An 18,533-nucleotide genomic window follows, 5' to 3' on the forward strand; every position below is an offset into this window, starting at 1 on the left:
GATTGGCACGTTAATTACTTGATCACGAAAAGGCTTTGCACTCATGTCGACACCAGACAGTCTCATTCTGTCAGAGCAGCGCGATTCGCTGCTCTGGCTAACGCTCAACCGGCCGACCAAGGCGAATGCGCTCACCGTCGACATGACGACGCATTTGACGACGGAAATTGCGCGGGCCAATAAAGACCCCAGCGTTAATGCCGTGGTACTGACCGCGGCCGGAGAGCGAATTTTTTGCGCCGGGGTTGATATCAGAGAGAAGCCTGCAGACGGCGATATGGCCTCTCAGCGCGAGGCCCGCTCCCAAGGGCTTGCGGGCTTGCAGGATGCGGTTCTCAATAGTGCCAAACCTGTGATTGTTGCCCTGAACGGTACGGCCGTCGGCGCCGGAGCAATGATTGCTCTTCTCGCGGATGCCTGTGTTGCTGCGGAGTCGGCCAGTATTTCGCTGCCCGAGATCGATATTGGTATTCCAACCTTTTCGGGCGCGAATATTCTCGAGGTCATCGGTGGTCGCGCGTTGGCCCTGGACTTAATCCTGAGTGGCCGGCGGCTTTCGGCGAACGAGGGGTTACATAGGGGTATTGTCCGGGCCGTTGTTGACGGTGTAAACCTGCAAGCGGCGGCGACTGACATTGCCAGCGGCCTGGGCGCCAAAGACGTAATAACCTTTGGCGCGATCAAGCCCTGGATCAATAGAAAGCTAAAAGCTGCCATTGCCGAGGCGCGCCTCGAACATACACGCCATCGTGAGCACGCCAGGCAGGCGGAAACGGCTTGAGCGACTGTCTCAGGTAGTTCATGACTGTAAGAGCGTATCAAGACATCAAGAAAGGAACCCAAGTGGCAGATCTGGAATTAAGCAAGCAGGGCCGGGTGATCGTCGCACGCCTGAATCGTCCCGAAAAAAAGAACGCGCAAAGCGAAGAAATGCTGGAGACGCTGGTCGATGCGTTGAGGTCCGCGAACGAAGACCCCGAGGTAAGCTGCTTTGTGCTGACCGGCGCCGGCGATGCCTTCTGTTCCGGGGGCGACCTGGGTCGACGTTCCAACGAACTTGCCGCCGTCCCGACACCGCTGGATCGCATGGACAGGCTTCATGCGATCACGCACCGGGTCGCCCGGGCGGTAGAAGAATTCGAGAAGCCGCTGATTGCCGCGGTAAACGGGGCCGCCGTAGGCGCCGGCATGGATTTGTCATTGATGTGCGACATCCGGTTTGCCGCAAAATCAGCCCGTTTTGCGGAGTCTTATATCCGGGTGGGCCTTATACCGGGTAATGGCGGCTGTTATTTCCTGCCGCGTATCGTCGGTATAGCCAAAGCGCTCGAACTTCTCTGGACGGGCGAGTTCCTGTCGGCCGATGAGGCACTCGAATTGGGTATCGTTACCCGCGTCTACGACGACGAGCAACTCATGACCGAAACGTTGGCCTTTGCCGAGCGCCTAGCCGAGGGTCCGCCGATTCAGCAGCGTGAAATCAAGAAGCTTCTGTATCAGTCGTTGAACACCGATCTGCGCACTAGCCTGCGTGCAGTATCGGCGCATATGGCGGTCGTGCAATCGACCGACGATTATAAAGAGGCGATTTCGGCGTTCAAAGAGCGCCGAAAGCCTATTTTTAAAGGACGTTAGCAGAAAGACCATGGAATTCCGGAAGTGCGTGATCACTTCCTACAGCAGGGCGCCGTGCCGAATCTGATGACCACGCAAGAAATGGGCCAATATATTGCGGACGAATACAAACGATGGGGCGGCCTCATCCAGCACGAGCGCCCCAATCAAACCGGACGGTCGTCTGCCCGCCCATCCTGCTCCTGTGGAGCATTCCGCCGCGAGGGCCTCAAGGTGCCTAGGACCTGCTACGGTGAACGACGCTCCGGCGCTCGACGCAGCCGACTGGCGTAACCGTGATCGGCACGTCCAATTCAGCCGGCCCTCGCAATAGGCAGATCGACAGACTTTTGTTCAATTCGGTTGGGTAAGCGAGACAGTTAAGGGTACGTCGACAGACTTCGACTCATTTTTCGATTAAACCTAGCCGTATGAATAAATCGACAGACTTTATTTCCGCTCTTCAATACGGAGATTGGACTTCGCCGACCGAATAGAATAGGGCTGCGGTACAAAGCGCCTGCAAGGCCGATGCCCCCATATGCGCAGGCGCGCCGATGGCTACATTGTGAATATCGCCAGCGATTTGGTGGAACACCCCGTCGTGCCCTACCATGTCATCGCCAGCGCCAAGGCGACGCTGATCGGCTTCAGCCGGCACCTGAGCGCCGAGCTTAGGGCCGTCGGGCATATGCATAAGCTGTGTCGCACCGGGCCGGTGATGTTTCCGGCTTCCGACTGGAGTCGCTTCATGACCGGGGCTGGTGCTGTATGTGGACCGTGGCTTGGTAATGGGTTGATCTTGAAAAAGCAGGATGAGGGAAGGCAAGTAATGGATATCGTATTGAGCGTTTTCGTGGTCGCCGTCATATGGCGGATTTTGTGCGTGCAGTACCAGCGCGGGCGTATCGCTTTGCTGGGCAGCCATCTGTCCGGCTTGCAGCTTGAGCGCCACATGGAAACGCTCACTCAGGGGTATACCCGGGCCATCAGCGCAGACACCGAATCGCGGCAGCTGCAGGTGCTGGAAACCTTTGCGCAGACCGAACACGCCGTTGCCGCGCAAGTGCGCACCCTGGCGGATTCCATGCAAAAGGAAGGGGAACAGGCCGCCGGCATGGGCGTGCTGCGCGCTTGCGTGCCGCATATAGAACGCTTTCGGCCTGCGCTGACACGCGACTTACGCAGACTGCTGCAGATTCATGCCGATGGCCTGCGTCATGTGGTCGACAACGAAAAGAACTTGGAACCCAAAGACCGCGCTTTCTGTCTGTTGGCCGAACTGTATTTGTTCCAGCACAGTTGCCACTGGTACTGCAAATCACGCGGCGTTGCCGACGCCCGGCTCATGCTGCGCCACAAGGTCGACTATCAGAAAGTATTGGATTCGGTCTCTGATGTCACCCGTCCGGCTTACTTGAAATGGTTGGGCGGCTAAGGTGAGCGGTGAGCATCGCGTATAATTCCGGCTTGCTTTCCATGGGTTCCCTAACCCCATCCATTAAAAAGGTTCTCTATGACGCCCGTATCCGTCCCGCAGTCGCGGGTGCAGTTCTATCTTGCGCTGTTGGTGGCGTTTCACGTCCTCATCATCATCGCCAGCAATTATCTGGTGCAGTTGCCCATTGATCTTTTCGGGTTTCATAGCACCTGGGGCGCGTTCAGCTTTCCCTTGATTTTCCTGGCCACCGATCTGACGGTGCGGCTGATCGGCAAGACCGAGGCGCGCAGGGTGATTGCGCGGGCCATGATTCCGGCGCTGATTGTTTCTTATATTGTGTCGGTGCTCTTTCATGAAGGCCGTTTCAACGGCTTGGGCGCGCTCGGCGAGCTCAACGCATTTGTGTTCCGCATCGCTTTTGCCAGCTTCGCCGCTTATGTGCTGGGCCAGTTGCTCGACGTGCAGGTATTCGACCGCATGCGTCGCAATTACGCGCAATGGTGGATTGCCCCGGCGGCAGCGTCGGTATTCGGGCAGGCGCTCGATACCGCCGCCTTCTTTAGCATCGCCTTCTGGCGCAGCAGCAATCCTTTCATGGCCGCCAACTGGGGCGAAATTGCCTTGGTGGATTATGTTATCAAGCTGGCCGTCAGCCTGTTGCTGTTCGTTCCCATGTACGGCGTAGCGCTGAATGCGATTGTACGTAGTATGAAACGCCGCGAGGCGTTGGCGGCCGTGGGACTCTCCCCGCAACATATGCGCAGCCGTGGGTAAGCGGGTCCAGCCACTTGGCGGAGCCCATCGTCGGTTGTCGAGTTGCAGAAGCGGTGGCCGGACTGTAAGCCAGTTTGGAGTTGTACTGGCTCGGGTGTGTCAACGAAGGCAGGGCACAACTGCCTCCGCGTCCGGTCGTGCGGTCAGTCGATCAAGAAGTCGACCAACGCCTCGCAAAACAAGTCCGGCACTTCATTCGCTGCAATATGGGCGGCTGGCAGCTGGCGAAGCTGGGCGCCACGGATGCGCTCGGCAATGGCTTGCCCTGCGGCATGGGGCGTTGAGACATCACGTGCGCCAGTCAATACTAGCGTGGGGACTTGTATACGAGGCAACTGCTCAGTCAGTGCCATATCGCGGATGGCTGCGCAGCATCCGGTATATCCCTCAGGCGACAACTTAAGAAATCGATTACGCACCTCTTGCAAGGTCGCATCATTCTGCTCTACGTATTCGGGTGTGAAAAAGCGCGACATAGCCATGTCAGCGATAGCGGCCAAGCCTTGTGCGCGCACGGTGTCCATGCGTTGCTGCCAGGCTTGTGGGTCCATATTCGTAGAAGTGTTGCAAAGCACTAGGCGCCGCAAGCGTTGAGGTTGGTTAACGGCATAGGCCATGGCCATCATTGCGCCCAGCGACACGCCGCATAGGTCAAATTGCTTCAAATCCGCAGCGGTTGCTACGGCCTCAATGTCCCCGGCCAACTGATCCAATGTGTAGTCGGCACGAGGGGCATCGGACTGGCCGTGGCCGCGCGTATCCATGCGGATCAGTCGGAAATTCTGGGTGAGCTGTGGCAGGATGACATCCCAGACGGTGTGGTCGGTGCCGATCGAGTTACATAAAAACAAGGCAGGTTTGCCGGCATCGCCGTCGCTGCGCCACGCGATGCGCACACCGCCACTTAATACGTATTCCATATGCTTGATGTTTCCAAAAAAATTAAGAGTGCTTTTTAATGGTACCTGAAGCCGATCGCATCTTCAGGTCATGGCGGGCTGCCGGCGCTGCGCCACGCTTTTCTTGATTTCGACCGCGAACTCCTTGGCGGCGGCCAAGTGAAATCGCTCGCGCGACCAGACCAGGGCTGCGGTGCGCACAACCTCGGGTGTGGAAATAGGAATGGCGCGAAGGTTCGGTAGCGGCAACACGGCGCCCTCAAACAGAATGCAGGCCAGATCGCTCTTGGCCACCATCAGCTGCATGGTCTCGATCGAATCGAGCTCCATGCATACACCGTCTTCAAAGTAGCGCCTTAAGTGCCGATCGATGAGCTGGCGGGAGGCGTATTGCTTGGACTGCAAGGCAATTTTAAGGGTAGACAAATTGCGTCCGTGCACGGACTTGTGATCAGCGAGCGGATGATCCTTGCTCACCAATAAGATAAGGCGTTCAGAGAACAGTGGTTCGGTTTTGAGGCCGGGCGTCTCGGACATCGTGAAAGCCAGGCCTAGGTCCAGGGAGCCCTCAAGCACGCGTTGTGCAATCTGAGTGGCGGGCAAATCTTCGATCTGAAGGCGTATGCCGGGATATTTATTGGTGAAATCCAGTATGGCTTGCGGCAACAAGGAGTTGGTGTAGGTCGTGATGACGCCAACGCGCAGCTCACCCCGCTGAAGGCCGCTTAGCGACTGAAGGGCTAGGCGGCCATCTTCAAGATCGCGCAGGGCGCGCGACGCGAAACCCACAAACATGCGGCCGGCTTGCGTGAGCTGGATTTGGCGGCCGACCCGGTCAAAGAGGGGCGTGCCCAGTTCCTCTTCCAGCTGTCGTAGTTGGTGCGATAGTGTGGACTGGGTGATATGTAGGTCTTTGGCCGCGCGCGTAACGTGCTCCTGGCGTGCCACCTCGAGAAAGTAGCGTAACTGTCGTAGTTCCATGGGTCTCCTTCATTTTCAACCAATCGATAATAACGAACGGTTTGAGCTTTCTAAATCATTATACGCATGTGGTATGGGTCCCTATAATGGTTTTAAATCCATACAAGCAGGAGACCTGTAATGAAAAAGTTTATTCGACGCACCGCAGTCCTAAGTGCCGCGCTGGCTTTCTCCGCAACCGCCTTGGCGGCCTATCCCGACAAACCCATTAAGCTGCTGGTTCACTTCCCCGCAGGCTCTTCTACAGACGTCATTGCGCGAACGCTGGCTCAAGGGGCGGGTGAGGTGTTGGGTCAGCCGATTGTGATTCATAACAAGCCGGGGGCTGACGGCTCCATTGCGGCACAAGAGGCACAACGTTCGGCACCCGATGGCTATACCCTATTTATTGCCACGAACAGCCCTATGTCCGGCGTGCCGGTGATTCGCAAGAAAGCGCCATACGACCCGGTCAACGACTTTACGCCCATCACAGACATCGGTCGCTATTCGTTCTTCTTGTATACCCGTGCCGAAACACCGGGTAACAACCTCCAGGAATTCGTCGATTACGCCAAGAAGAATCCAGGCACCTTGACCTATGGCTCGGGAAACATCACGGGGTTGCTGTCGTTTGCTCACGTCGCGAACGCAAACAAGCTCGAAATACTGAATGTGCCTTATAAAGGCGAGCCGCCGGGCATCACCGATATGTTGGGCGGTCATATCGACGCCATGGTTGCCACTTCGGGTACCGGCATGCCGCATGTCCAGACCGGCAAATTCAAGGTCCACGCCACCGTGCTGCCCAAGCGTAGCCTGAACGCCCCCGACGTGCCGACGATGGCAGAAGCCGGCATCGAGAACTTTCCGATTGCGCCTTGGTTGGGGCTGTTCGGACCGGCAGGCATGCCAGCCGACGTCGTGGCTAAGGTGAACGAGGCGTTTACTAAGGCAATGGAGGACCCAAAAGTGAAGGAATTCATGACGGCTCAGGACTTTATGCTGACGCCTTCCACCCCCGAAGCCTTGAGCGACTTGGTTAAAGAGCAATTGGAGAGCCACAGGACATTGCTGCGTATTACCAACCTTGCTGGCACCATTGATTAAGTTGGAAAGATCATGACGTATTTCATCGAAACCTTTGATAAACCCAGCCACCAGGCGCGACGCCAGGAGCTGCGCCCCGCCCATCTGGACTTTTTGCAGAACAATGCCCACCGCCTGCTTGCGTGTGGCGCGAAGCTACATGAGGATGGTAAAGACCAGGGCGGCGGCGTGTACATCATCACGGCCGAGAACGAGCAAGAGGCGCGCGCCTTCATCGAGGCTGACCCCTTCTATCAGGGCGACCTTTTCGCCGAGGTGCGCATCACCCGCTGGCGTAAGGCCTATGTCGACGGCAAGAGCTTTTTGCAGGTGGCGTCATGAAGATCGCCTCGATTGAGACATTCATTATTGACTTGCCGGTGGCGCGGCCTCACAAGCTGTCCATGGCCACTATTAACGCGCACAGTCAGGTGATCGTAAGAATTCGCACGGAAAGCGGGGTTGAGGGCCTGGGCGAAATTGCAATCATCCCCCATTACGGGGAAGAGGCGCCGGGCGCCATCAAGTCTCTCATTGATGAGTGCTTAACGCCTTATCTGAAGGGCTACGATGCGCGCGAATTTGGTCGGATCGTGCAGCGCATGGATCAAATCATCAAAGGCAACGCCTATGCGAAAGCCGGCATCGAGATGGCGTGCGTGGACGCGACAGCCCGCGTGCTGGGTGTGCCGGCGCATCAACTCTTTGGCGGTAAAGTGCACGACACAATTCCCCTCTTGTGGGTGCTCGGTAATGGCGTTATCGAAAAAGACGTCGAGGAAGCACAGCGCAAGCTCGATGCCAAGCAGTACCGTTTGTTCCTGGTCAAGATCGGCAGTGGCGATCCAAAGGAAAACGTTAAGCGGGCGCTTGCGGTAAAAAACGCGCTTGGCGACCAGGCAAGTGTGCGGGTCGACATCAACCAAGGCTGGGATGAGGCAATGGCGACCTGGGGCATCGCGCAGCTCGAGGCGGGCGGTATCGACGTCATCGAGCAACCCTTGCCGCGGCACGATCACGAAGGAATGCGCCGCCTGACTGAGCGGTTCGCGGTACCCATTATGGCCGATGAGGGCATCAGTACGCCGGAGGAAGCTTTGCTGATTGCAAGCAAACGCGCAGCTGATGCATTCTCGGTCAAGGTCACCAAGCATGGCGGCATGGTGCGCACCAAAGAGGTGGCCGGCATCGCGCAGGCCGCCGGCATCAAGCTGTTTGGTGGAACCATGATCGAAGGGCAAATAGGTACCTCGGCCTATGCCCAGATTTTTTCGACGATGCCCAATCTGACGCTAGGGGCGCAGCTTTTTGGTCCGCATTTGCTGACGGATGATATCGCGAGCGAAGTTATTACGTTCCGCGACTACGAGATGGTTGTACCCGATGCGCCGGGCTTTGGTACGCAGCTGGACGAAGACAAGCTACGGTTCTATACCCGAAAATAGTCCAAAGTCAGCGCCAAACTTAAGAGGCCACAAGGACCGGCAAAAGAGCTGTCGTCTTTGTGGTCTTTTGCATTGCGCTCTGTCTGGTTTTTCTGAACAGGTCCAACGCGACGTCATAGCTGGGTTCGGGCGTCTTGAATAAGTATTCCCCGTAGTGGAAGGATGCCAGCACGATGGTTTCGATGGCTACCGCCTTTCAATCTTGCGTTGGGAGCAGCTTATAAGCGTCCGCCGCCCACTTTGGAGACAGTTCGCACGCTGTGCGGTTTGATGAGGTCGCCGATGCACAGGTACCGTTAATAGTTCGAGTCGGCAGGCATCGGGATCCGACATGTTCTCCATCGAATGCACTCGGGATAGGGCTGGAAGGTGATCCAGCCCTAAACCAAGCCAACTAACCGATCAATCGCGGTATCCGTGCTAGATGTAACACTGACCGTCAAGATAGGCTTTGCGCCACCGAGTAATCGTTACGCGCTCGAATAAATCCCCGTCCTTGTGAAACGGATCGGCGTCTATCAATGCCTGGGCCTCTTCACGCGTGTCGACATCGACAAGATACACTCCGCCTCCCGCGTCAGTGCCATCGTCGTTTAGTTTGGCGCCGCACGCGAGCAAAAGCTTTTTGTTGTGTTTTTTTCTCCTGCCGTGCTTTGGTTTAATTGTGAAGGGCCTACGTGGCGTATGGGGTACACAAAGAAAAGATCCGATCGTACGTTGGCCTACACAGGCGCTATGCTGTTGCCAGCATAAATCGAAACACCGCTCCGGGCTTTTCTCCATCAATTACTTTGATTTCGCTGCCGTGCAGTTGCAACATCCGCTGTACGATGATTAATCCTAGGCCGCCGCTTTCATGCGCTGTTCGTCGTAACACCGAGGCATGTGTAAACAGGCCTTCGCGCAATTCTGCCGAGATGCCCAGGCCGGTGTCGCTGACTTCGACCTGCACGGCCCCCGGCCCACCCAGCAATTTAACCGTGATTTGCGTGCCCGGAGGGTTATGGCGTATTGCGTTGTCCAGCAAATTGGTCAGTACGCGCTCTATCATGCCCAGGTCGGCGCGCACGGCCGGAACGGCCTGCGGGATGTCGACGGTCAAGCGTTGGCGGCGCGCTTCGGCGGCTAGTTCAAACTTCTGCAGTACGTCTTGCACGAGATCAGGCAAGGCAAAGGGTTCCAGCTCGGGCTGAACTGAGCCTGATTCCAGGCGCGCCAGCTCGAAAAGTTCCTGCGCAAGCCGCCCCACCTTGCTGCTTTGTCCTAGTGCGATATCCAGGTATCGACGGCGATCTGCGGCGCTCAAACTTTCGTCTTTGATACGCAAGGTCTCCAGGTAACCGTGCAAGGAGGTCAAGGGCGTACGTAAATCATGGGAAATGTTCGCGACGAGGTCGCGACGCTGCTGGTCCTGTCGTGCCAGTTCGTGCCACTGCTCGGCAATGCGCTGCTTCATCTGCGCGAAGGCGTCGCGCAGGACCGTTATTTCGTCGCCGCGGACATCGTGGGTCGCCTCCGTCTTCAACGATGCCGCCAGCTTGCCATTTCCGTCGAAGCCACGGACCGATTGCGTGAGGGCGCGTAACGGACGCGTGATCAATCGGAACGCGACCAGCCCCATGATCAGACCCAGCAAGGCGACAACGCCCGTGGCCAATAACGTCGTACTCAAGACCGAATTGGCAGCCAGGTCGGCGGCCAGTGCATCATGGGCCTCGCCCTGCAAAACCACATACACATAGCCCGCATCTTTGCCATTTATCTGCACGGGTGCGGCGCTGAAAACCTTGCGTGCCAAGGTGTTGCGCGGGTCATCGCCGAGTACTGGCAATGGCGCGCCCGCTAGCAATTGGCGCACCGGTCCCAGATCCACACTATTCCGTTTCAGATGGCCTTGCGGCGCAGCGTTGGCCACAATGTGTCCGTCGCTGGACAACAAGTAAAGCTCGACCGAGGGATTAACCGCCATAAGCTTGTCAAAGAGATCCCTCACGGAGTCGGGTCGCCAGTCGTTTGCGCCCATCAGATTGGCCGTGTCGGCGATATGCGCGGCTAATCCGCTGGAAAGCCGCTGTATGACTTCCTGCTCGTGGTGTGTACTGGCATCGATTTGCAACCACATCGATACGCCGCTGCAAGCCAATAGCAACGCAGCGAATACCGCAGACAAGCGCTGGGTAAGCGTCAGTCGTTTCACGACGGGTTCTCCTCGTCAGGCCCGGTGGCAAATTTATAGCCGCGCCCCCAAACCGTGAGTATGCGGCTTGGCTCGGCCGGATTCAGTTCAATCTTGTTGCGCAGTCGGTTTATATGGGTATTGACGGTATGTTCATAGCCGTCATGCTGGTAGCCCCAAACTTCGTTGAGCAAGCCCAGCCGAGAGAACACTTGGTCGGGGTTGCGCGCAAAGAAATACAGTAGGTCGAATTCCCGTGGCGTTAGGTCCAGAAGCTTGCCGTCCAGCATGGCTGAGCGTGCCAATGGATCGATAGACACTCCATGGCGCACCAGCAGACCGGCATCCATGCGTGCGTTGCGCGCCATGGCATCTGTTCGCCGAAGTAAAGCCCTGACGCGTGCCACCAGTTCCAGCATGGAAAATGGCTTGGCCAGGTAGTCGTCGGCGCCCAGTTCCAGGCCCAGGATACGGTGCACTTCACTAGAGCGTGCGCTGGTAATGATGATGGGCGTGTAGCGGGCCATGGCGCGAGCCCGCTTGCAGATTTCCAGGCCATCCACGCCGGGCAGCATCAAGTCCAGCACCAGCGCGTCCCAGTTTCCCTGATCGAGCATATGCAAACCAACTGTGCCGTCGGCCGCATGTTCCACCGCATAACCCTCGTCGCGCAGGTGCATGAGCAGTAATTCGGCAATGTGGACGTCGTCTTCCACGATCAAAACGCGTTTGACTCGGTCCATAGGCGGCCTCCAAAAACATACTTCCTATTATCGTCCCTTACCAAGGTCTGATTTATCACATTTATTTTAAGTTTGCGTGAGGACTTCGATATGACGAGCGGGCAACAATGAATTCCCGTCAATGGCAATGCCCAGGAGTACAACATGCCTGCTGCCTTACATCCTCCCCGTTTGGCGATGCACGCCAACCAGGAAAACGGCGCCATCCATCCGGGCTGGCTGCGCGTGACGCACTGGCTCAATGCTCTAGCCGTGGTTGTGATGGCCTCCAGCGGTTGGCGGATTTATAACGCATCGCCCATCTTCGATTTCACATTTCCTGACGGGATTACGCTGGGAGGATGGTTGGCTGGAGCCCTGCAATGGCATTTCGCCGGCATGTGGCTGCTGGCGGCAAACGGCGTGCTCTACCTTTTTCTGAATATTGCCAGTGGCCGGCTGTTTCACCGTTTTTTTCCGGTATCCCCTCGAGGGGTGCTGCATGACGCCATGGCTGCCCTGCGCGGCAAGCTCGCCCACGATGACCTGCGCCGCTACAACCAGGTGCAGCGTGCGGCGTATCTGTTCGTCATACTGGACATCTGCGTACTTGTGATTTCCGGTCTGGTTCTTTGGAAGTCGGTGCAGTTCGGCTTGCTACGCGAGCTATTGGGAGGGTATGAAACCGCACGCCGCGTACATTTTGTGGCCATGTCGTTGCTGGTGGGGTTCGTGGGCGTACACCTGGTCATGGTGGCTCTGGTCCCGCGCACCTTGCGCACCATGATCCGCGGCCGCTAAGGAATCGCCATGCGTATACAAAAACCTGTTGTCCGCCCCGGCCTGGATGCCGCATCTATTTTAAAGGAAGCGCGTAAGTTGCTTGCCCCCCGCGTCGAACAACCATCGCGCCGCGCATTCCTTATGCATACACTGACGTTGGGCGGAGTGGCCATGTTGTCTGGCTGCACACTAAGCGATGATGAAAATGTGGAAACAGCCCTTTCGGCAATCTCACGCTGGAATGACCGCGTGCAAGGCTGGATTTTCGATCCGAACGCTCTGGCTCCGACCTACCCCGCATCGATGATCACTCGTCCATTTCCATTTAATGCTTTTTACGGCATGGAAGATGCCCCCGCCGTAGATGAAACAGAGTACCGCCTGGAGGTGACAGGGTTCGTCGCTGACACCCACCGCTGGCGGTTGGACGATTTACGCGCCATGGCGCAAACCGAGCAGATTACGCGGCATATTTGCGTTGAAGGCTGGAGCGCCATCGGCCGTTGGGGAGGTGTGCGATTTTCCGATTTTCTGAAGCAGGTCGGTGCTGATGTCTCTGCCAAGTACGTGGGTTTCAAATGTGCGGACGACTACTACACCAGTATAGACATGCCTACCGCGCTGCATCCGCAGACATTGCTGGCCTTGACCTATGACGGTAAAACATTACCACGCGAATATGGATTTCCCATGAAGCTGCGTATGCCGACCAAGCTGGGCTACAAGAACCCCAAGCATATCCAGGCTATTTTCGTCACCAACACGTATCCCGGAGGCTATTGGGAGGACCAGGGCTACAACTGGTTCGGCGGAAGTTGATAGCACGCCATTCTTTTTTTCTTGTGCAACATAAACATATATTGCCCGTTTTCACCATAACCGGAGCTAGGAGTTAACCATGAAGAAACTTACTACTACCGTACTCGCCATGTGCTTGTCCCTGGGCGTGAGCAGCGCATTCGCCGCGGACACCATGGGCAAGGACAACACGAGTAAAGACAACATGAGCAACAGCTCTATGTCGAAAGACAGCATGAAACATGGCGGCATGTCCAAGGATAGCGGTATGTCCAAGGATAGCGGTATGTCTAAGGATAGCGGTATGTCTAAGGGCGGTATGTCCAAGGATAGTGGCATGTCCAAGGAGGGTATGAAGCACGACGGCATGTCTAAGAGTGGCATGTCCAAAAGCGGCATGAAACACGATCAAATGGACAAGGATTCCACATCGGATAATGGCATGAAGTAGCAAACCAGGAGTACATCATGGCATACACACGCAGGCTATTTCTGGGCGCGGGCGGCGCTGCCGCCTTGGCCGGGCTATTGAGCACGCTGGGCCGCACGCATGGGCTAGCAATGGCGCAGACGGCAAAAACCCCGTTCCCGGTTACCCACACTGACGCCGAATGGCGCCAGCTGCTGTCCCCTGCGCAATACCAGGTGCTTCGCCAGGCCGGCACCGAACGCCCCTATTCCAGCCCCCTCAACGACGAGCATCGCAAGGGGACGTTCACGTGTGCGGGCTGCCAGCAGGATCTGTACGCCTCGGACACCAAGTTCGAGAGCGGCACTGGATGGCCCAGTTTCTATCAACCGCTGGAGCACGCCGTGGGTGAAACGCGCGACAGCAGCTTTGGGATGATGCGCATTGCAGTGCACTGCAGCCGTTGCGGCGGACATCTGGGCCATGTCTTCGACGACGGCCCCAAGCCGACCGGACTGCGCTATTGCATGAATGGCATCGCCATGAATTTTCGTCTTGCTACAACGTAACTGCGGCCTGCATATCGCCCTTCCGACACGCTCCAAAGCACTCGTTTTCAGGATACCCCATCATGACCAGGCATATACATATAAACCGCGTTACGTCCGCACGCATCGGCGCGGCCATCCTGTTCGCCGTCGCCGCGCTGTTTTATGGTGTCCGCCCAGCGCATGCCGCTGAGCGGCCTTTCATCATCGCGCCCCCGGCCATGGACGAACCGGCCTCGCCATCTCACCAAGAAACCGCAGTCTTCGCCGGCGGCTGCTTCTGGGGCGTGCAAGGAGTATTTCAGCATGTGAAAGGGGTAAGCCAGGCCTTATCCGGCTATGCCGGCGGCAAAGCTGATACCGCGCACTATGACGCTGTCAGCGTGGGCGACACTGGCCACGCCGAAGCCGTGCAAGTGACCTATGACCCATCGCAAATTACCTACGGTCAGTTGCTGCAAATCTATTTCTCGGTCGCGCACGACCCCACACAAAAGAACCGGCAAGGGCCCGACACGGGCGCCCAGTATCGCTCAACGATTTTTGCCACGAACAGCCAGCAGCATAAGATTGCACAGGCTTATATTGCGCAACTAGGCAAGTCCGGCGTATACAGCAAGCCAATAGTCACCACGATTGAAGACCAGAAAAACTTCTATCCGGCCGAAGCGTATCACCAGGACTATCTGGTACAGCATCCAGACAGCTTGTATATCGTCTTCAACGATATGCCCAAGATAGCTAACCTGGCCAAGGAGTTTGGCGAGCGTTATCGAGACAAGCCGGTGCTGGTAAATAGGTAACTGTCAGACCAAGTCGCGACGGCCATAAACGAACCAGACGGCGGCATGCTGAGCGCACCGACTCATAAAAACAGTCAAGCGTTCGCTCCGATCGTAGTGGGCATCGGTTTACAACCTAATACCGCCTTGGCGGAAGCGTGCGGCCTTGAGATTAACAATGGCCTCTTCGTCGATGCGCATAGGGGGCGGCTACTCGCCTCTATGCGATTTCCCACGCCGCCGAAGCCACACCCACCAGAAGCATTACCGCTGACGCCACAAACCATAAGACTGTTTGTCGGTATTCAGATTCTTCATCATCGATCAGACGCAAGGACCGATATAGCGCGATGATCTGGAACACGATCGCGACGAACAAGGTGATCGCTGGAATGATGGACCGGGATGACCATTCTCCTGGTGCTTCAAGTGCCCAGAACCTGAGAAAACTAAGCGAGAAGCCGAGCAAGACCGTGATGGCGGTGATAATCCCTTGCCGATATCCCAGTGGGAGGGGCTTCTTGTCCCGTTCCACGGCCGGCGTTTCAGGGGTATTGGTATTTTTGGGTTCTGGCATCACGCGTTTGACCCTTGCTAGAGTTGCTTGCAATTAATCCTGTGGCACGGCGCTCAAACTAGACTGACCACCATCCGCTCGATGAAAAGGGCACACAGGGCTGCTGCGGTCGGTATTCCAGCAATCAGCACGCCTGCTATCAGTATTTCAAAGCAAGCCTTTTCCATGGAGTACTCACATGGATAGGGAAATTCAAGAGTGTGTTTTCTTTACCGCCCGGTGCCCGCGTGCGACGCCGATGTCGCCATAATTCCGCTGGAGCTAGTACTGCCGATGGCACCGCGCCGTGGCGCACGCCCCTGATCTTGACTGCCTGGACAGCGCCGGTGTAGTTCAGCGGCTTCGGGACGGAAGACTTACTGCTGCGCGACCGAACCCAACGTTTTGCAGAAGTTGCGTCGATAATTCGATGGCGACGTGCCCAGTTGGGCGGCAAACTGCTGGCGCAGCGCCAAGGTCGTACCAAAACCGGCCTCCGAGGTGATGCATTCGATTGGCATGTCGGTGGCTTCCAACAACTGCTGGGCCCTGGCGACACGCTCGGTATTCAGCCACTTGGTGACGGTGGTGCCGGTTGCTTCGCGAAAGCGCCGAGTGAAGGTACGCCGGCTCATCTTCGCCACGTCGGCGAGAGTGTCGAGCGACAGAGGCTCCGCCAGATTTTCACGCGCCCATTCCAGCACGCCGGGCAAGCGATTGTCGTTAACCAGCTTAGGCACGGGCCGCTCGATGTATTGAGCTTGGCCGCCCGGCCGATGTGGTGGTGTCACCAGCAACCGGGCGATATGATTCGCCGCCTCGAAACCGTGACGCTCGCGAAGCAAATGCAGGCAGCAGTCAATGGCGGCGACCGTTCCGGCTGATGTGATGATGTTGTCAGCGGCCACATACAGTACATCAGGCCGGAACAGGGTTTGCGGAAAGCGCCGAGCGAACACCTCGCGCGCTACCCAATGGGTTGTGGCCTCCCTTCCAACGAGCAAGCCCGCATCGCCCAACACGAACGCGCCTAGGCATAAGCCCACGATCAATGTGTCTTTTTCATGAGCCCGCCACAGTGCTTCGGTGAGTTCGGTTGGGGCGGGTACTTCAGGATGGCTCCAGCCGGGAATGATAATGATATCGGCCCCGTCCATGGCTTCCAAACCATTGGCAATCTCGATCGAGACGCCCTGGTCGCTGCGAATTTGACCAGGCGCTTGGGCGAAATACCGCAAATTGTATTGAGCGCGGTCGGGGCCGTTATCAGTGCCCAGGACAACGCCTGGAACAGACAGATTAAACAGACTTACGCCCTCAAAGGCGAAGACAGCGACTCGAATGGGAGACATAGGGTAACGGGCGAACAGAGTGGAAAGTTGGCCCAATTTTAATCTACGTGACGGTTCGGGACAATAATGGCCCGTTTCTATCTTTTATTGTCATTCAGGCCACTGTTCCGTCCGGCGCACTGAACTCACAATGGAGCCCTTCTTTAGTTAGCGACACATTGGAGTAGCCGCATGTATATGAAAACCCTCGCCAGTACTCTTGCTCTGGCCCTGAGCCTCACCGCCGGCGTCGCATTGGCCCAAACGCGAGCTGTCGCCGCCCCGCAGTCCATCACCGAAAAGGTACGGCTGCAGCAGATTCGCAATGCCACAGTAAAAATTACCTATGCTGACACCACGTTCCTGATCGACCCGATGCTGTCGAAGAAAGGCAGCTACCCTGGGTTTGAGGGTACATACCGCAGCAGCTTGCGCAACCCCCTCGTCGACCTTCCCATTTCCGAAAAGGATGTCATGGCTGGCGTCGACGCAGTCATCGTCACCCACACCCATCTTGATCACTGGGATGATGCCGCGCAGAAACTCCTGCCCAAAGACATCCCGCTTTTCGCACAGAACCAAGCCGATGCGACAATGATTCGCGAACAGGGTTTTACCGATGTTCGGGTCCTGTCCGATAAGGCCGGGTTCGGTGGCGTAACGCTTCGCAAGACTGGCGGACAACACGGAACCGATGAAATGTTTGCCTCGCCCGACGTGGCCAAAGCGCTTGGCCCTGCTATGGGCGTCGTATTCGAGGCGCCTGGCCACAAGACGCTGTATCTTGTCGGCGATACCATCTGGCGCGATGAAGTCGATCGGGCACTGGCTCAGTACGATCCGCAAGTCATTGTAATCAATGCAGGATATGCGGTCATGAGCGGCTTTGAAGGCTCCATCATCATGGGTAAGGAAGACGTGCTGCGCGCCTCTCAAGCGGCCCCCGGCGCGACAATCGTCGCCACGCACATGGATGCCATCAATCACATGTTTCAAAGCCGTAAAGAACTGAGGGAATATGTGCAAGAAAAGGGCATACAGGATCGCGTCGAAGTTCCGGAAGACGGCGCTACGGTCGAATTCTAATCATGTTAGAGGCTGCCTGAAAATCACAGGAGCCTCTAACATGTAACATGAGGGCGAACTCCAGGCCTACGTGGAATCTGACGTTAGGGAATGATTGTGCAGCGTTCTGTTAGAACCTATTGCTATTCTCTCTAAACGCTCATCGGCTTCAAGAGCGTACAGAGCGGTCCGTTATGAAAATGGCAGGGCTCGAATGATCCGGCAAGTCTCGAGCGTCAAGCGGCTGATCGGACGGGACTTCGGTAAGGCGAGAAACAAGTCATTCGAAACCGTCGGGTCAGTCAGTTCCGCGACTTGTATGCCGCTGTCAGGGGCCTTTAGCGTCAGGGCGCTTTTTGGGATGATCGAGCAAGCTACCCCGCTTTCCACGACCCGTAGCGCTGTTTGTACCGCGCCGACTTCCGCAACGATATTCAGCTTCCCTCCATTCGCCGCCAGCGCTTCGTCTACCAGATTGCGTATAGGTTTCGAGGTGGAAGGCAGCACCAGCTCGTATTCCGGCAATGACTGGTACTTCAGCGTCGGAGGCAGGTTCACATGTCGGGGCGCCACGAGCACGAGAGTGTCCTGATGGAGACGCTCGTAGGAAAGCAGCGGCGTGGGCTTAGGCACAAATAGCAGGGCAACGTCCGCACTGCCTTCAATCAGGTTGTCGCGCAGATAAGGGCTCAAGCCCTCAACAATCGAAATCTTTGCGAACGGAAGCGCCTTCCTGAACGCGAGGATCAGCGGAACGGCAAAGACAACCGCCAGCCGGTTGGGCATGCCGACGATGATGGTTCCCGTAGGTTCGTCGCGCAACTCCTTGAGCTCGAAAGTCGCCTGTGCGGCGCTATTCAGCATGGTCCGCGCGTGCCCTAGCAGGGTAGTTCCTGCAGCAGTCGGCAGCACGCCCCGTCCTGTTCTCTCAAAAAGCTTCTGCCCCAGTTCCTGTTCCAGCAGATTAATTTGGCGACTAACACTGGGCTGCGACAGGTTGAGCGCCGCTGCAGCCTTGCTAAAACTGCCTTCCTCTACGACGCGGGCGAAATATTCGAGCTGCTTTAGATCCATAGAATAAAGGCATAGGTGATATAGGAGGTATTGAGTTTACCTTTTACCGCGCCTTTGGCACACTTGC

The 18,533-nt window shown here is 56.8% G+C and carries 21 protein-coding genes and 1 pseudogene; 14 read left to right on the forward strand and 8 right to left on the reverse strand.

The annotated features are described in order from the left end of the window. Positions 1-43 precede the first annotated feature (43 nt). From EKL30_RS05485 to EKL30_RS05500, 5 genes and pseudogenes are all read left to right on the forward strand, one after another. On the forward strand, positions 44-781 hold the full coding sequence (locus tag EKL30_RS05485) for an enoyl-CoA hydratase/isomerase family protein (RefSeq protein WP_126706197.1): 738 nt from the start codon (positions 44-46) through the stop codon (positions 779-781). Positions 782-801: 20 nt separating this feature from the next. Further along, positions 802-1,635 (forward strand): enoyl-CoA hydratase/isomerase family protein, encoded by an 834-nt coding sequence (locus EKL30_RS05490; protein WP_126706198.1) that lies wholly within the window; start codon positions 802-804, stop codon positions 1,633-1,635. 535 nt (positions 1,636-2,170) lie between these two features. Beyond that, positions 2,171-2,414 (forward strand): annotated as a pseudogene (locus EKL30_RS19435) (3-oxoacyl-ACP reductase); the annotation flags it as partial. A 32-nt stretch (positions 2,415-2,446) separates the two neighbouring features. Continuing rightward, entirely contained in the window at positions 2,447-3,052 is a 606-nt protein-coding gene (locus EKL30_RS05495) for a hypothetical protein (protein WP_126706538.1), read from the forward strand. 78 nt (positions 3,053-3,130) lie between these two features. After that, positions 3,131-3,829: a 7-cyano-7-deazaguanine/7-aminomethyl-7-deazaguanine transporter gene (locus EKL30_RS05500; RefSeq protein ID WP_126706199.1), complete on the forward strand. Its 699-nt coding sequence runs from the start codon at positions 3,131-3,133 to the stop codon at positions 3,827-3,829. 143 nt (positions 3,830-3,972) lie between these two features. On the opposite strand, the gene pcaD is transcribed toward EKL30_RS05500, so the two are convergent. Beyond that, positions 3,973-4,749, reverse strand: a complete 777-nt coding sequence (gene pcaD / locus EKL30_RS05505; protein WP_126706200.1) for a 3-oxoadipate enol-lactonase — start codon at positions 4,747-4,749, stop codon at positions 3,973-3,975. A 63-nt stretch (positions 4,750-4,812) separates the two neighbouring features. Beyond that, positions 4,813-5,709 carry a LysR substrate-binding domain-containing protein gene (locus tag EKL30_RS05510; RefSeq protein ID WP_126706201.1) on the reverse strand — a complete coding sequence of 299 codons (897 nt, stop codon included), beginning with the start codon at positions 5,707-5,709 and terminating at the stop codon, positions 4,813-4,815. Positions 5,710-5,829: 120 nt separating this feature from the next. On the opposite strand from EKL30_RS05510, the gene EKL30_RS05515 reads away from it, so the two are divergent. Genes EKL30_RS05515 through EKL30_RS05525 form a run of 3 tightly spaced genes read left to right on the forward strand, consistent with a single transcriptional unit; the run spans position 5,830 to position 8,222 of the window. After that, entirely contained in the window at positions 5,830-6,798 is a 969-nt protein-coding gene (locus tag EKL30_RS05515) for a tripartite tricarboxylate transporter substrate binding protein (RefSeq protein WP_126706202.1), read from the forward strand. 12 nt (positions 6,799-6,810) lie between these two features. Then, on the forward strand, positions 6,811-7,119 hold the full coding sequence (locus EKL30_RS05520; protein ID WP_126706203.1) for a YciI family protein: 309 nt from the start codon (positions 6,811-6,813) through the stop codon (positions 7,117-7,119). Then, entirely contained in the window at positions 7,116-8,222 is a 1,107-nt protein-coding gene (locus EKL30_RS05525; RefSeq protein ID WP_126706204.1) for a muconate/chloromuconate family cycloisomerase, read from the forward strand. Before EKL30_RS05520 ends, EKL30_RS05525 begins: the two co-directional genes overlap by 4 nt. Positions 8,223-8,642: 420 nt before the next feature. Here EKL30_RS05525 and EKL30_RS19320 read toward each other — a convergent pair whose 3' ends face one another. From EKL30_RS19320 to EKL30_RS05540, 3 genes are all read right to left on the reverse strand, one after another. After that, complete coding sequence (locus EKL30_RS19320; RefSeq protein WP_370246235.1) at positions 8,643-8,885, reverse strand: YciI family protein; 243 nt, start codon at positions 8,883-8,885, stop codon at positions 8,643-8,645. Between the two features lie 70 nt (positions 8,886-8,955). Beyond that, positions 8,956-10,419 carry a HAMP domain-containing sensor histidine kinase gene (locus EKL30_RS05535; protein WP_233582841.1) on the reverse strand — a complete coding sequence of 488 codons (1,464 nt, stop codon included), beginning with the start codon at positions 10,417-10,419 and terminating at the stop codon, positions 8,956-8,958. Further along, positions 10,416-11,141, reverse strand: a complete 726-nt coding sequence (locus EKL30_RS05540; RefSeq protein ID WP_126706206.1) for a response regulator transcription factor — start codon at positions 11,139-11,141, stop codon at positions 10,416-10,418. Before EKL30_RS05540 ends, EKL30_RS05535 begins: the two co-directional genes overlap by 4 nt. A 144-nt stretch (positions 11,142-11,285) precedes the next feature. On the opposite strand from EKL30_RS05540, the gene EKL30_RS05545 reads away from it, so the two are divergent. The 5 genes from EKL30_RS05545 (at position 11,286) to msrA (ending at position 14,461) form a co-directional block, all read left to right on the forward strand. After that, positions 11,286-11,921 (forward strand): cytochrome b/b6 domain-containing protein, encoded by a 636-nt coding sequence (locus EKL30_RS05545; RefSeq protein ID WP_126706207.1) that lies wholly within the window; start codon positions 11,286-11,288, stop codon positions 11,919-11,921. 9 nt (positions 11,922-11,930) lie between these two features. Then, positions 11,931-12,722 carry a molybdopterin-dependent oxidoreductase gene (locus tag EKL30_RS05550; protein WP_126706208.1) on the forward strand — a complete coding sequence of 264 codons (792 nt, stop codon included), beginning with the start codon at positions 11,931-11,933 and terminating at the stop codon, positions 12,720-12,722. 79 nt (positions 12,723-12,801) lie between these two features. After that, the gene (locus EKL30_RS05555; protein WP_126706209.1) at positions 12,802-13,152 is read left to right on the forward strand and encodes a pentapeptide MXKDX repeat protein; all 351 of its coding nucleotides are present in this window, start codon (positions 12,802-12,804) and stop codon (positions 13,150-13,152) included. A gap of 17 nt (positions 13,153-13,169) precedes the next feature. Then, positions 13,170-13,679, forward strand: a complete 510-nt coding sequence (gene msrB / locus EKL30_RS05560) for a peptide-methionine (R)-S-oxide reductase MsrB (RefSeq protein WP_126706210.1) — start codon at positions 13,170-13,172, stop codon at positions 13,677-13,679. A 62-nt stretch (positions 13,680-13,741) separates the two neighbouring features. Next, positions 13,742-14,461 (forward strand): peptide-methionine (S)-S-oxide reductase MsrA, encoded by a 720-nt coding sequence (msrA, locus tag EKL30_RS05565; protein ID WP_126706211.1) that lies wholly within the window; start codon positions 13,742-13,744, stop codon positions 14,459-14,461. Between the two features lie 199 nt (positions 14,462-14,660). Here msrA and EKL30_RS05570 read toward each other — a convergent pair whose 3' ends face one another. Together EKL30_RS05570 and EKL30_RS05575 are read right to left on the reverse strand one after the other, a co-directional pair. Further along, positions 14,661-15,017 (reverse strand): NADH-quinone oxidoreductase subunit J, encoded by a 357-nt coding sequence (locus EKL30_RS05570; RefSeq protein WP_126706212.1) that lies wholly within the window; start codon positions 15,015-15,017, stop codon positions 14,661-14,663. 356 nt (positions 15,018-15,373) lie between these two features. Beyond that, complete coding sequence (locus tag EKL30_RS05575) at positions 15,374-16,348, reverse strand: GlxA family transcriptional regulator (protein WP_126706213.1); 975 nt, start codon at positions 16,346-16,348, stop codon at positions 15,374-15,376. A gap of 171 nt (positions 16,349-16,519) precedes the next feature. Between EKL30_RS05575 and EKL30_RS05580 the strand changes: the two genes are divergently transcribed. Further along, positions 16,520-17,413 (forward strand): MBL fold metallo-hydrolase, encoded by an 894-nt coding sequence (locus tag EKL30_RS05580; RefSeq protein WP_126706214.1) that lies wholly within the window; start codon positions 16,520-16,522, stop codon positions 17,411-17,413. Positions 17,414-17,584: 171 nt separating this feature from the next. On the opposite strand, the gene EKL30_RS05585 is transcribed toward EKL30_RS05580, so the two are convergent. Further along, the gene (locus EKL30_RS05585; protein WP_126706215.1) at positions 17,585-18,466 is read right to left on the reverse strand and encodes a LysR family transcriptional regulator; all 882 of its coding nucleotides are present in this window, start codon (positions 18,464-18,466) and stop codon (positions 17,585-17,587) included. Positions 18,467-18,533: the final 67 nt, after the last annotated feature.

Source organism: Candidimonas sp. SYP-B2681 (assembly GCF_003971065.1).
GTDB lineage: Bacteria > Pseudomonadota > Gammaproteobacteria > Burkholderiales > Burkholderiaceae_B > Pollutimonas.

Excerpts from the sequence above, each read along its gene's own strand:
- EKL30_RS05490 (WP_126706198.1), top strand. The coding sequence starts at position 802 with ATGACTGTAAGAGCGTATCAAGACATCAAGAAAGGAACCCAAGTGGCA.
- EKL30_RS05585 (WP_126706215.1), bottom strand. The coding sequence starts at position 18,466 with ATGGATCTAAAGCAGCTCGAATATTTCGCCCGCGTCGTAGAGGAAGGC.
- EKL30_RS05525 (WP_126706204.1), top strand. The coding sequence starts at position 7,116 with ATGAAGATCGCCTCGATTGAGACATTCATTATTGACTTGCCGGTGGCG.
- EKL30_RS05550 (WP_126706208.1), top strand. The coding sequence starts at position 11,931 with ATGCGTATACAAAAACCTGTTGTCCGCCCCGGCCTGGATGCCGCATCT.
- EKL30_RS05580 (WP_126706214.1), top strand. The coding sequence starts at position 16,520 with ATGTATATGAAAACCCTCGCCAGTACTCTTGCTCTGGCCCTGAGCCTC.
- EKL30_RS05500 (WP_126706199.1), top strand. The coding sequence starts at position 3,131 with ATGACGCCCGTATCCGTCCCGCAGTCGCGGGTGCAGTTCTATCTTGCG.
- EKL30_RS05510 (WP_126706201.1), bottom strand. The coding sequence starts at position 5,709 with ATGGAACTACGACAGTTACGCTACTTTCTCGAGGTGGCACGCCAGGAG.
- EKL30_RS05570 (WP_126706212.1), bottom strand. The coding sequence starts at position 15,017 with ATGCCAGAACCCAAAAATACCAATACCCCTGAAACGCCGGCCGTGGAA.
- EKL30_RS05515 (WP_126706202.1), top strand. The coding sequence starts at position 5,830 with ATGAAAAAGTTTATTCGACGCACCGCAGTCCTAAGTGCCGCGCTGGCT.
- EKL30_RS05555 (WP_126706209.1), top strand. The coding sequence starts at position 12,802 with ATGAAGAAACTTACTACTACCGTACTCGCCATGTGCTTGTCCCTGGGC.
- EKL30_RS05485 (WP_126706197.1), top strand. The coding sequence starts at position 44 with ATGTCGACACCAGACAGTCTCATTCTGTCAGAGCAGCGCGATTCGCTG.
- EKL30_RS05495 (WP_126706538.1), top strand. The coding sequence starts at position 2,447 with ATGGATATCGTATTGAGCGTTTTCGTGGTCGCCGTCATATGGCGGATT.
- EKL30_RS05520 (WP_126706203.1), top strand. The coding sequence starts at position 6,811 with ATGACGTATTTCATCGAAACCTTTGATAAACCCAGCCACCAGGCGCGA.
- EKL30_RS05540 (WP_126706206.1), bottom strand. The coding sequence starts at position 11,141 with ATGGACCGAGTCAAACGCGTTTTGATCGTGGAAGACGACGTCCACATT.
- pcaD (WP_126706200.1), bottom strand. The coding sequence starts at position 4,749 with ATGGAATACGTATTAAGTGGCGGTGTGCGCATCGCGTGGCGCAGCGAC.
- EKL30_RS05545 (WP_126706207.1), top strand. The coding sequence starts at position 11,286 with ATGCCTGCTGCCTTACATCCTCCCCGTTTGGCGATGCACGCCAACCAG.
- EKL30_RS05575 (WP_126706213.1), bottom strand. The coding sequence starts at position 16,348 with ATGTCTCCCATTCGAGTCGCTGTCTTCGCCTTTGAGGGCGTAAGTCTG.
- msrA (WP_126706211.1), top strand. The coding sequence starts at position 13,742 with ATGACCAGGCATATACATATAAACCGCGTTACGTCCGCACGCATCGGC.
- msrB (WP_126706210.1), top strand. The coding sequence starts at position 13,170 with ATGGCATACACACGCAGGCTATTTCTGGGCGCGGGCGGCGCTGCCGCC.